This is a genomic window from Haloarcula sp. Atlit-7R (assembly GCF_003666065.1).
Taxonomy (GTDB): domain Archaea; phylum Halobacteriota; class Halobacteria; order Halobacteriales; family Haloarculaceae; genus Haloarcula; species Haloarcula taiwanensis.
In genome coordinates this window covers 314,874-326,306 of sequence record NZ_QXIK01000004.1, presented here as the reverse complement: position 1 = coordinate 326,306, position 11,433 = coordinate 314,874, and the positions used below count along the sequence as shown (strand labels likewise).

Sequence of the window (11,433 nt, the reverse complement as noted above, 5' to 3'; positions counted from 1 at the left end):
AGACCCCCGTCGTGTGACACTACGGAGCCGGTGAGGCTCCATCTGATGCTTGACTACCGATCACTAAAATAGTAAGGCACGTTTCATCTGGAGATTACCCCGTAGCGCGGGACCGTGTTCCGTTAGGAACGAACTAACCCCCAGCCGAAACGACGGTCCTACAGATCGACTGACAGCAGCGTTTCGATGTCGACACCGTCGTCAAGTAGCGTCTGCATACGGTCGACCGTTGCCTCGTTGCGCGTCTGCCCGGTTCGAAGTACCTCCTCAACCCTGTCTATCGTCGTCCGCGTATCCGACTGGACTGACAGCACTGGGACGTTTTTCTCGGCCGCCTGTCCGATAACCGCACTGGGGGGCTGGAACCCACCTGTGAGAAGGAGCGCCTTGATACCGGACGCTTCGAGGGCCGCGGTCTGGACCTCTGAGCGGTCACCGCCGGTGACGACGACGGCATCGCGCGTCCGCCGGAAGCGTTCGAGCGCGCTGCTCCCGCTCATTGCGCCGACGCTGAACCGCTCGACGTGTACGTCGGTGTTGGCATCGCCAGTGAGGATGTCCGCGCCGAGATTCCGGGCGAGGTCGGCAACGGTGACGCCGGCGAGCGAGCGGTCACGCGGCAGAATGCCGTGGACTGGAATCCCCTCGCCTTCGAGGAACGGAACCACGTCGTCTGCGAGTTCATCGACCGTCGCGTCGGTGACGCCGTTGAACAGGACGCCGTCCAGCCGGTCGCCGATTGCCCGGGCCGCAGACAGAATTTCGTCTGTGTCACTGGGCGTGTCGTAGCCGGTGACTAACAGCACGCGGGCGTCGAGCAGCTCCGCGATATCGATGTCAGTAAGATCGACGATACTGCCAGTCGCCAGATCGCTGCTCCCTTCGACAAGGAGCAGGTCGGTCCCGTCCGAGCACGCCTCGATACCCTCCTGCAGTCGCTTGCGGAGGTCATCCGGGTCCTCACGCCCGCGGATGGCTTCCTGAATGAACGTCGGCGAGTAGACGATGGGTTCCATGTCGTGGAGGTCGGTCTCCAGATCGAGCAGTTCGCGGGCGAGCATCGGGTCCTCGTCCCGCGTCTTGCCGACCGCGCTCCGCAGGCGCGTTCCCTTGGGCTTCATGTAGCCGACGTCGTAGCCCGCGTCGTGGGCGCGCGTCGCTAGCGCGAGCGTGATAGCCGTCTTGCCGATACCTTCCTCCAGTGACGTGACGAGTAGCGTGTTCGTGTCGGTCATAGTTTCTCCTGGTCGAGGGTGAGCCGCAGGTCGACCGCCTGCACCCCGTCGGGCGTCGCGACGAGGGGGTTGATGTCCAGTTCGACGATAGCGGGGAAGTCAGTGACGAGTTGCGAGAGCCGCTGGATGGTTTCGACGAGCGTCGCTTCGTCGACGGGGTCGCGGCCCCTCGCACCGCGCAACAGCGGTGCGGAGTCGATGTCGTCGAGCATCCCTCTTGCCTCGGTCTCGCTGACAGGGGCGACACTGACAGTGTTGTCTTCGAGCACCTCGACGAAAATACCGCCGAGGCCGAACAACAGCAGTGGCCCGAACTGCGGGTCGCGGTTCATTCCGAGGATCGTCTCGACGCCGTTTTCGAGGTCGACCATCTCCTGTACCTGAACGCCGAGAATCGTCGCGTCCTCCTGATAGTTGCGCGCCCTGACGACGAGGTCCTCGTAGGTATCTCGGACGTCTTCGACGGGGACACCGACCTCGACGCCGCCGATGTCCGACTTGTGCAGGATGTCCGGGCTGACGATTTTCATCACCACGTCGTCGCCGATCTCCTCCGCGATAGCCTCTGCTTCGACGGGTGAGGAGACGACATCGCCCTGCGGTGTCGGAATCCCGTACGCGTCAAGCAGTTCCATCGCTTCCACACCGAGCCGATTCGACCCGCGCCGGGCACCGGATTCGAGTATCTCGCGGGCCCGCTCGCGGTCCACGTCGAAGGTCGTCGGCTCCTCGTACTCGGTCGCCCTGATCTCACGATAGCGTCTGAGCGCGTCCAGACTCCCGACGGCGCGGGCCGGGTCGAAGTAGTTCGGCACGCCCGCCTCGCTCAGGACGTTCGCACCGGCATCGACCGACTTCCCGCCCATCAGTGTCGCCGCAACGGGCTTCTCGAACCGCTCCTGCTGCTCGACGACGCGTTCCGCGAGTTCCTCGAAGGAAAGCACTGCCGTCGGGCAGGCAACGACGACGGCCATCGAGACATTGTCGTCCGCCAGCACCGTTTCCAGTGCTGTCTCGAAGCGTTCCGCAGGCGCATCGCCGATGATGTCGACTGGGTTGTAGATGTTGGCCTCGTCGGGCATCTCCTCGCGGAGCCGGGAGAACGTCTCGTCACCGAACTGCGCGAGTTGCAGGTCCGAGTCGCCGACCGCGTCGGTCGTCATCACGCCGGGACCGCCGGCGTTCGTCACGATAGCGATTTCGTCTCCGTCCGGGAGCGGCTGGCCCGCGAGAATCTGGGCGTAGTCGAACAGTTCCTGTACGGATTCGACGCGGAGCGTCCCGGCTTTGTCGAGGCCCGCCTCGTAGGCCCGCTCCGATCCGGCCATCGCGCCGGTATGGGAGGCCGCCGCGCTCGCACCCGCGTCCGTCCGGCCGGACTTGACGAGGACAATCGGCGTGTCCTGTGTCACCTCACGAGCCGTCTGTACGAACGACGACCCGTCGTTGATGTCCTCAAGATAGCCCAGGATAACGTCGGTATCGGGGTCGTCGCCCCACTCGGCGACGAAGTCGCTCTCGTCGAGTACCGCCTTGTTCCCGAGCGAGACGATGTCTTTGAAGCCAACGTCGCGCTCGGCGGCCCAGTCCAGCACGGCGGTGATGAACGCGCCCGACTGGCTCATAAAAGAGATGTCGCCGTCGCTGGCCATCACATTGCCGAAGGTGGCGTTGAGCCCGACGGGTGTCGACATCACGCCGAGGCTGTTCGGGCCGACCAGATTCAGGTCGTATTCGCGGGCCGCCTCGCGGAGCCGTCGCTCGCGTTCGGCCCCGTCACTGCCGGTTTCACCGAAGCCAGCAGTAATAACGACGACGTTTTCGATACCCGCTTCCCCGGCGTTCTCGATGACATCGACCGCCACCGTCGGCGGCACGACGACAACGGCAACATCGACCGACCCAGGGTCATCTAGGCCGGCGAGGTTGTCGTAACACGGCAATCCATGTACTGCCTCTTTGTTCGGGTTCACGGCCACGACCTCCCCTGTAAACGAATCAAGCAGGTTCGTGGTGACCGCGTGACCGACGGACCCCTCCGAATCGGTCGCCCCGACCACTGCGACACGTTCCGGCGCAAACAACGTCGATAATCGTCCCATGCCTCTACTCGGTGGTTACAGTGGGGCCCGAATATATGTGTGGGGAACTCCCAGCGAGCGGGAATCTAGACGATTCATTACCGCGATTTCGGTGTGACGGTGTTTTTGTTCGTCACTCCCGTAGCGGCGTCCGATGACTGACGCAACACTCCTGGCTCCGTTTGACGACACGGTAGTCCGTGGAGTTGCGGAGACGAACAGGGTCGACGAGAAGCAGTTACGATCCGCGCTCGCCGACCACCAGCGAACGATGCGCGAGAATCCGGGTGTCGAGGACCTCGTTTACGAATGGCGAAAGCGATTCGACGACGCAGTACTATACCGCACTCCAGAGACGTTCTTCGTGGCGGTCATAGAAACCGTCTGGGAGGAGTATGGCACGCATCTCGGCCTCGACGATTACCTGCTCGCCGCTGTCGTCGCAGTCCATCAGGAGCAGGTCCTCCGTGAAACAGCGGTCGAGAGCGGCGCTATCGGTGAGAACGCTGTCGCGCTGGTTGTTTCCAGGCCGTCGCCCCAGTAGGCGTCTTCCCTCTTATATCAGGTGTCAAAGCCGGGCGAAAGCGACAGTTGTGATTGATGGATAATATTTCACTTCAAGCAACCAGCCATTCCATCTGAGAATATAATTTTTGGGTTCCCGAAAACATATTTTCACAAAACAATCTTTAAGTGGCTTCTACTTATATGATAAAATGACCATGCCAACACAAGAGCACGTCCGACGCGAGTTCGGGGAAGTCGAAGAGAACGAACTCCGCCTCGACAAGGAGAAGTCCGAGCAGGTAATCAACGCGCTGAATCAGGACCTGGCAGACACGTACACGCTGTATCATCAGGTCAAGAAGCACCACTGGAACGTTGAGGGTGCTGAGTTCCGCGACCTCCACCTGTTCCTCGGCGACGCCGCCGAGCACGCCGAAGAGGCGGCCGACGAGCTTGCAGAGCGAGCGCAGGCTCTCGGTGGCACGCCCATCGCCGGTGGCAAGGCACAGGAAGAGCACGCATCGGTAGAACCGGAAGGGCAGGACGTGTACGACATCCGGACGTCGCTCGAAAACGACCTCGAGATGTACGGCGACGTCATCGAGTCGCTCCGTGACCACATCGATCTCGCGGAGAACCTCGGCGACCACGCCACGGCGCAGATCCTCCGTGAAATCATCGTGCAGACGGAAGAAGACGCCCACCACATCGAGCACTACCTCGAAGACGACACGCTCGTCATGGACTGACTCGGCACAAGCCTTTCTCTCTCAGTTTCTCCTCCCGGATAGTTCCCCATTTACCACGGGGAGTACAGCGTGAGGTGAGTCGCTCCGGCAGGAAGCAGTCCGAAACGCGAAGGAATGAGAAACGCGAGCGGGGACGAACGGACTATCGTCGAAGGTCGACAGTTACGTCGGTCGAAATCCAGCCGTCTCGGTTTCCGTCTTCGGTGAACACGGTTCTGTCAGCACCGCTGTCCAGTGCTGCAACGTCCGGGCGATCCTCGGAGGCCTCGACATCGTCCGTCTGTGATGGCATTACCAGAGTTAGGCACCCCTAAAGCTAAAAGGATTTTGGTTGGCCTAATCACCCGTGGACACTAGCCGCCGGCACCGCGACGGAGGCTCCCAGACGCTGGCCGCTGCTACGGCGCGGCCTTTAGTACCCGAGGCGACAAGGGAGAGGTATGAGTTCGGACGACGACCTTACCGCTCTGATTACGGACCTCGTCACGACGCTACAGGAGCTTGAGACGGAGGTCGAGCCCACGACCGACAGCGGCCTGCCGAGGCCACCGACGCCGGGTGAACTCCTCCGGTTCACCAGCGACGTGACTATCCCTGCAGTCATTCTGGTCCTGAAGACCAATATCGAGGCGCTGAAACTCCTCCGGCGCGCCCTCCGGATGGCCGAAGGCCGGCCGACATCGACCGGCTCCGCCTCCGACGAAGTTCGACAGCGTGCGAGTGAACTGAGTCGGGCCACGCTCTCCCGTCTCGACGGTGCACTGACAGACCTCCAGCAGGCTGTGGAAGGAACGCCGGAAGACGAAGAGGCCCGCGAGCTCATTCAGGAAGCCCAACAATTGCGTAATCAGATCCGAGATCGGTTAGCCGATGAGCCGGGGGTGAGTGACGAGACGCACTCCGAGCAGGCTACTGACGTGCCAGTAGACGTAGATGCCGAGCTACGGTCGATAAAGGACGAAATCGATGGTCCGGACAGGGGCGATGACGGTACCGAAAACGGCGATGGAAGCGATGAGGAGTAACGGATTTCAGTACGGCGCGAAACCATACTTCATAAAACATAATGATTTATTATAGCACAAGTGTAGATATGAATACCCATGTCCAGCTCTACTGCTCCGGGTGGTCGACGGGCGACTCTGTTCGTCCGGTCTGACCTCCCAGCACCGTCACAGAAACGCTGTACCGCTATCAAACGTGAGCTACAGGAGCTGGTGTGCCGTGGCGTACTCACTGAGGTTGAGACGGTCGAGTGGGCGAAACGCGTCCCGTTGCAGGGCTCTGGTGACGGACCCGAGCGAACCCTCTACAACGAGTTCGCGGAGTGGGCCCGCGAGGCCGGGGTCTGTCTCGCACCGTTTTTCGACACCCGCCTCTGTTACAGTTCGACGACGGGTGAGAAACGCCGGGAACTCGTCATGCCGGCCGTCTGCCTCGCAGTCTACGAGGGCGGCGACCTCGTACAGGTGGCTCCCTTCGCTGACGCGGGCCGCGCGGAATCTGTCGAGGAGTGCATCGCGGAACTCGACGAGACGGGGACCCTCCCGGACACCGGTTCGACGACTGTCTCGACCGTCTGACACGCCCCGCCTCGCCGCGTCTGTGACCCATCAGTACTCTTGCCGCGACGCAAAGTATGAAGTCATGTTCTTAATATAACATATCTATATGACATATCAGGCGACACGTCGTGACGTACTCGGGACGGGCGCGGCCGTCCTAGGCAGCCTCGCAGTCGGCTCGACGACCGCAAGCGCCGCGTTACAGACCGACGGGACCACCGTCACGTTCCTGCACGACACCCACGTCCACGGCCGGTTCGCCAACGCCGGCGCGGACGGCCTCAACGTCTCCCGGTACTTCGGGCTGATGAACGACATCGCCGAGGACACGGACGCCACGCTCCGGGTGGGCAACGGCGACGACCTGGCGTCGTCGGTCCTGTCGGCGGTGTTCGACGGGCGACACGTCGTCTCGACGTTCAACGCCGGCGGCCTGGACTTCGACACCTACGGCAACCACGACTTCGACATGGGACCCGAGGTCCTCCGCGAGCGGGTGGGAGGCAGCCTCTTCACCTGGGTCAGCGCGAACGTCCGCGAGGGCGGGGCCGTCTTCGCTGCCGACCAGGGCGCACAGCAGTACGTCCTCACAGATGTCGGCGGCGTTACGCTGGGTATCACCGGCCTGATTACGCCGGAAGCCCCCGAAATCACCTCTATCGGGGAGAACACGGAGGTCCTGGACCCGGCCGCCGCACTGCAGGAAGTGACAGAGCAGATACAGTCCGACGGTGCCGACGCGACCATCGTGCTCTCCCACCTCGCGAGCGAAACCGCACGGACCGTCGCCGAGGAGGTCAACGGCGTCGACGCCATCATCGGGGACCACGCCGCAACGGTGCTGGAAGAACCGGCGGTGGTCAACGACACCGTCCTCTCCTTCGTCGGCGACGAGTACGAGTACCTCGGCGAGCTGGCGCTGGGCATCGGCGACGACGGCGTCACGGACCACGAGTTCGCGCTGCACGACGTCGGGGCGTCCTCGGCCGGCACGGACCCCTTCGTCAGCCTCGTCCAGAACCACTACGAGACGCAACTGGAGCGGCAACTGGACGTAGTCATCGGGCAGACTACCCAGCCGCTGGACACCCGCCAGTCGGTCGTCCGGGCGCGGGAGTCGAACATGGGGAACTTCGTCGCCGACACCATCCGGGCCGATGTCGAGGCCGACACCGCGCTGATGAACGGCGGCGGCATCCGGACGGACACGCTGTACTTCGAGGACGCGAGCGAGGACAACCCCGCGGACATCACGCGGCGCGTGGTCGTCGACATACTCCCGTTCCCGAACAACGTGGTCGAACTGGAAATCACGGGCGAGACGCTGCTCGCGGCGCTGGAAAACGGTGTCAGCCGCATCGAAGAAGGAGCCGGCCGGTTCCCGCAGGTCAGTGGTATCACCTACACCTACGACCCCACCGCGGAGAGTGGCGACCGTATCATCGAAGCCACGGCGGGCGGCGAGCCGGTCGACCCGGCGGCGACGTACACGCTGGCGACCAACGACTTCGTCTCCGGCGGCGGCGACGGCTACAGCATGCTCAGTGACACCACCGTCCTCGTCTCCTCGAACGAGGGGGCGCTCCTCTCTGACCTCGTCATCAACACTATCGAAGAAGCGGGAACGATTTCGCCGACGACGGAGGGGCGTATCACCAGACAGGGCGAGGAGAACTAATCAGACGGGGTCCCAGCGGTAGCCGTCCCAGTCCTGGCTCTCTGGCACCTTGATGCCTGCGTCGGGGTCGCGGAGTTCCTCGACGTAGACGGGTTCGACCGTGTCGCCGGTCTCGACTTCGTCCGTGGTCACCTGTCCGAGCGCGCGGACGAACTCGTCGCTCGCGCCGTCGACGTCCGTGATGTCGAACTCGACGATAGCGAGCGTGTTGGGCTCGCGGACGCCCGGCGGCGTCGCCGTCGAGTGGGTCCAGGTGACGACCTCGCCGGTCCGGTCCGAAAGGTCGAAGGTCTCTTCCTGGGGTTCGCCACACTCCGGACACAGCGGATGGGTGGGGTACGAGACGTGGCCGTTCGAGCACATGCCTGCTTCCAGCGTCATTCTGCGGCCTCCATGATGGTGGTGATGACACAGTTGCCGAAGCCGCCGACGTTACACGCCAGGGCGGTGTCGGCCTCGACCTGCCGCGGCCCGGCCTCGCCGACGAGCTGTTCGTATATTTCGACGCCCTGCGCGACGCCGCTGGCCCCCAGCGGGTGGCCCTTGGACTTGAGGCCCCCGGAGGTGTTGATGGGCAGGTCGCCGTCCTTGGCGGTCGCGCCATCCATTGCCAGCTCCCAGGCCGTGCCCTGGTCTGCGACGCCGATGCCCTCTAGCTGGAGGAACTCCAGAATCGTGAACATGTCGTGAAGCTCGGCCACGTCGAGGTCGTCGGGGCCGACGCCGGCCATCTCGTAGGCCTGCTCGCTCGATTCGACGACCCCGCCCATGACAGTCGGGTCGTCGCGCTCGTGAACGACGTGAGTATCAGTCGCCCCGCCGATGCCGGAGACGACAGCGTACTCGTCGGTAATCTCTTTGGCCCGTTCCTCTGTCGTGAACATGAGCGCGGCGCTGCCGTCCGTGATCGGACAGAAGTCATACAGCCGCAGTGGGTCAGCGATGATCGGCGACTCAAGCGCTTTCTCCATCGTGATTTCCTTCTGGAACTGCGCCTTGGGGTTGTCCACACCGTTTCTGTGGTTCTTGACCGCGACCCGGGCGAGCGACTCCCGCGGGGCGTCGAACCGCTCCAGGTAGTGCCGAGCAGTCATCCCGGCAAAGGAGGGGAGCGTGACGCCGTGTTTGTACTCGTCGGGGTGGGTAATCGAGGCGATGATGTCGGTCGCCTGGCCCGTGGTCTTGTGGGTCATCTTCTCCGCGCCGACCAGCAGCGTCATCTCGCTGGCCCCGCTGGCGACTGACTGCCAGGCCTCGTAGATACCGGCCCCGCCAGAAGACGAGGTCTGGTCTACTCGCTCGCTGTAAGCCGGAAGCACCCCCAGATCGTGGGCCAGCAGGTTCATGATGCCCGTCTGGCCCTCGAACTCGCCGCTCGACATGTTCGAGACGTACAGGTGCTCTACGTCGTCGGGCGCGACGCCGGCGTCCGTGAGACACTCCTCGCCCGCCTGCGAGAGTAACTCACGGATCCAGGCGTCGCGTTGCCCGAACTTCGTCATTGACGCGCCGATTACTGCGACTCCCATACCTGTGCCGTCACAGGGGTCTCGTGTATGTATTACGGTCTGACCTATAGAACGAGTGTAATGTTCAGGCAGTCGTCGTAACGACCGATAGCCCCTCGGCGGGTTGGTCGCCGGCCAGTGAGACGAGCAGCCGCCAGCCATCCGCAGTTCGCTCCGCTTGTGCCATCTGTGGCGTGATACTCGTCCGGCGCAGTAGCTCGACGGCAATCGGCAACACCGGACAGCGAAGGTCCGACAGTGTCGGGCGATAGTTCTGTAATGTGATATATCTGGCACAGCGGCCGGGACCGACGGCTGCGGGTTCGATTGCTGCCTCGTCGACAAGTCCCGCTGCTTCGAGGTCGGCGACGGCGTCCCGAACCGGTTCGGGCCCGCTCGGCTTGCGCGGTAACTGTCCGGCGGCTTCGCGGAGGGTGTCCGCCTGTACTTCCGGGTCGAGATTGTCGGCGATCGCCGTGGCCATGCTTTCGAGCATCGCCAGACAGAGGTGCTCGCGGTTCTCCGTCTCCTCGGCCGCTTCGAGGTAGCTGTCGATGACTGCCTGCTCGACGGAGCGATGACGGCCCGACAGCACCTCGAACAGCGACCCGGCGACCGTATGGCAGTACTCCGGGAGCGACGACGGGCCAGTCCTGACGGCATCGGTCCCCCACGGCGCTTCACAGACGATGAGGCCGTGGACGGTGACGCGGGGGTCGTAGCGACGGAGGGCGCTTCGGTATGCGGTCGCGACGCTGGCCGCTTCGGCGGCCGTCTCGCGGTCCGGGAACTGCATTCCTGACACTGGGAACGGCGGCGTGCCCGTTCTGGCGCTGACGACGCGGTACGGCCCGACAGCCACACTGAGTTCCGAGAGCCTATCACGGATGTCTGCGAGCGTTCGTCCGACCATGAGTCCTTACAGGTCTCCGGCGACGATGTCGGCGACGCGCTGGCGGTCGAATAGCTCCCGGTCCACGTCGTACACCTGCGATGCTGCCCGCTCGGTGACGACCAGATTCGTTATCGGCCCCTGGTACAGCGGCCCACCGCGGAACACGTTCCCGTTCTGTACTGCCGTCAGTTCGCTTCCAGTCTCATCCGATTCGAGGTAGCTGACGACTGTGTCCTCGAACTCCGCGCGTGTCTTGGTCTCGTGTCCGCGCAGGAGCATGTACTCGGGGTCGATGTCAAGCAGCGTCTCGAAGTCGACTGTGCTCCGGTCTGCGTGGAAGTCCCTGACATCAGTTTTTGCGAACGCGTCGCGAACGCGCAGGTCCCGCCACTGTTTGAAACTGGTCCCGTCCTCGATGAGGTACGGCGAGAAGCTCGTCGGCTCGTTGCCCCCGGCCCACATGATGGCCACTTCCGGCCGGTCGGAGTTCGAGTCCGGAACGATGTCACCCAGACCCGTCCGGAACTCCTCGTGGAGGGACTGGAACGCCTCGAACCGGTCCGTTCGCTGGAACGCCCGGGAGAGTTTCTCGAAGGCTTCGTACAGCGTGTAGTAGGTGTAATCGTGCCACGTGTAGCCCGTCGAGAAGATACTGTTCCCGAAGAATGGCGCGATCTGGGACTCGATTTCCTCGATGTCCGACCGCTCCCAGGACCCGCGGCTCTGCAGGAAGTTCGGGTCCATGACGTGGATATCAGCGTCTATTTCGTAGAACTGCTCCTTGCCGACACCGCTGTCGCCCCACAGCTTCCTGAGCGAGCTCCCGTCGACGCTGACGCCCGGTATCTCGTCGTAATACTGGGTGTGGTACCGTGAGGGGAGCCAGACGCCCTCCGGTGCATCGAGGCCGAGCGCGATTCCCATGTCGGCCCAGCTTCCGTTGTTTGCGACCCAGCCCTCCGGCACTGACTCGAAGGAAACCTCGCCGACTGGCTCCATCGAGACGGAGTAGCCCGAATCCGTCGGTTCTGCGGCCGCAGTCGACTCCGCGGCCGACGTACCGGACTCCGTTGGATTGTCAGTCGTCCCCTCACTATCGCTCCCGGTCTCCGACTGCCCTGAACAGCCGGCGACGGCACCTGCCAGCCCGGCACCGGCCGCAACGATGTACTCTCGTCGGTCCATATATTTTTTAGGCTTGCCTAATTGGTTTAA

The 11,433-nt window shown here is 63.2% G+C and carries 12 protein-coding genes; 5 read left to right on the top strand and 7 right to left on the bottom strand.

Translation table 11 applies throughout. The annotated features are described in order from the left end of the window. Positions 1-158: 158 nt before the first annotated feature. The gene (locus D3D01_RS11670) at positions 159-1,235 is read right to left on the bottom strand and encodes a phosphotransacetylase family protein (RefSeq protein WP_101350066.1); all 1,077 of its coding nucleotides are present in this window, start codon (positions 1,233-1,235) and stop codon (positions 159-161) included. Beyond that, positions 1,232-3,337: an acetate--CoA ligase alpha subunit gene (acs, locus tag D3D01_RS11665; RefSeq protein ID WP_121512296.1), complete on the bottom strand. Its 2,106-nt coding sequence runs from the start codon at positions 3,335-3,337 to the stop codon at positions 1,232-1,234. Before acs ends, D3D01_RS11670 begins: the two co-directional genes overlap by 4 nt. Positions 3,338-3,470: 133 nt before the next feature. On the opposite strand from acs, the gene D3D01_RS11660 reads away from it, so the two are divergent. Then, positions 3,471-3,860 (top strand): hypothetical protein, encoded by a 390-nt coding sequence (locus D3D01_RS11660; RefSeq protein WP_121512295.1) that lies wholly within the window; start codon positions 3,471-3,473, stop codon positions 3,858-3,860. A 178-nt stretch (positions 3,861-4,038) separates the two neighbouring features. Next, entirely contained in the window at positions 4,039-4,572 is a 534-nt protein-coding gene (dpsA, locus tag D3D01_RS11655) for a DNA starvation/stationary phase protection protein DpsA (RefSeq protein WP_101351437.1), read from the top strand. A gap of 142 nt (positions 4,573-4,714) precedes the next feature. Here the strand turns inward: dpsA and D3D01_RS24085 are convergent, their stop codons facing one another. Beyond that, complete coding sequence (locus tag D3D01_RS24085; protein WP_004517997.1) at positions 4,715-4,864, bottom strand: hypothetical protein; 150 nt, start codon at positions 4,862-4,864, stop codon at positions 4,715-4,717. 148 nt (positions 4,865-5,012) lie between these two features. Here D3D01_RS24085 and D3D01_RS11650 point away from each other — a divergent pair, with 148 nt between their 5' ends. The 3 genes from D3D01_RS11650 (at position 5,013) to D3D01_RS11640 (ending at position 7,815) form a co-directional block, all read left to right on the top strand. Further along, positions 5,013-5,597, top strand: coding sequence for a hypothetical protein (locus D3D01_RS11650; RefSeq protein WP_121512294.1), 585 nt, complete (start codon positions 5,013-5,015; stop codon positions 5,595-5,597). Between the two features lie 78 nt (positions 5,598-5,675). Then, positions 5,676-6,155, top strand: coding sequence for an HTH domain-containing protein (locus tag D3D01_RS11645; RefSeq protein WP_121512293.1), 480 nt, complete (start codon positions 5,676-5,678; stop codon positions 6,153-6,155). Positions 6,156-6,243: 88 nt separating this feature from the next. Continuing rightward, positions 6,244-7,815 (top strand): bifunctional UDP-sugar hydrolase/5'-nucleotidase, encoded by a 1,572-nt coding sequence (locus D3D01_RS11640; protein ID WP_121512292.1) that lies wholly within the window; start codon positions 6,244-6,246, stop codon positions 7,813-7,815. On the opposite strand, the gene D3D01_RS11635 is transcribed toward D3D01_RS11640, so the two are convergent. From D3D01_RS11635 to D3D01_RS11620, 4 genes are all read right to left on the bottom strand, one after another. Further along, entirely contained in the window at positions 7,816-8,196 is a 381-nt protein-coding gene (locus D3D01_RS11635; protein WP_101350072.1) for a Zn-ribbon domain-containing OB-fold protein, read from the bottom strand. It lies immediately after the preceding gene. Then, entirely contained in the window at positions 8,193-9,344 is a 1,152-nt protein-coding gene (locus D3D01_RS11630) for a thiolase family protein (RefSeq protein ID WP_121512291.1), read from the bottom strand. The genes D3D01_RS11635 and D3D01_RS11630 overlap by 4 nt, the downstream gene beginning before the upstream one ends. Positions 9,345-9,408: 64 nt before the next feature. Next, complete coding sequence (locus D3D01_RS11625) at positions 9,409-10,236, bottom strand: hypothetical protein (RefSeq protein WP_121512290.1); 828 nt, start codon at positions 10,234-10,236, stop codon at positions 9,409-9,411. A 6-nt stretch (positions 10,237-10,242) separates the two neighbouring features. Then, positions 10,243-11,403, bottom strand: a complete 1,161-nt coding sequence (locus D3D01_RS11620; RefSeq protein WP_121512289.1) for an ABC transporter substrate-binding protein — start codon at positions 11,401-11,403, stop codon at positions 10,243-10,245. Positions 11,404-11,433: the final 30 nt, after the last annotated feature.